Annotated in this window: 1 pseudogene; it reads left to right on the plus strand. The window is 33.1% G+C overall.

The window, feature by feature from the left end:
- A pseudogene (locus tag F0000_RS28055) lies at window positions 1-534 on the plus strand (hypothetical protein); the annotation flags it as partial.

Below are 534 nucleotides of genomic sequence, written 5' to 3' on the forward strand. Positions count from 1 at the left end.
GTTATAATACCAGTGACCCTACTACTTACCCATATCAGGGAGCAGCAGAGCTATTGTATAATGGAAATATTAGTGAAACCCACTGGAAAACAGCTAATGATAATGGAACCACGAAACGTTCGTATCGTTATCATTATGATGCGTTAAATAGGATTACCAAAGCGTCTTTCTCTTTACCATATTATAGTCTAAATACTGTAGGATATGATAAAAACGGAAATATTTCTGACTTGACCAGATTTGGATTCTTTGATGGTAATGTTGGTAATATAGATGAGCTAACGTACACCTATGATCAGGGCAATAAATTACAAAAGGTAACCGATACCGGAAATGAGGATTTTGGTTTTAAGGATGGTACCAATACCAATAATGACTATGTTTATGACCTGAATGGTAATATGATCATTGATCGTAATAAAGGGATACAGGATATTAGCTATAATCATTTAAATTTACCGACAAGAGTACAGATCAATCACGTAAATACAATTAACTATGTATATGATGCTATAGGTAATAAATTAGAAAAGA

Source organism: Aquimarina sp. RZ0, from assembly GCF_008370685.1.
In the GTDB taxonomy this organism is placed as follows: domain Bacteria; phylum Bacteroidota; class Bacteroidia; order Flavobacteriales; family Flavobacteriaceae; genus Aquimarina.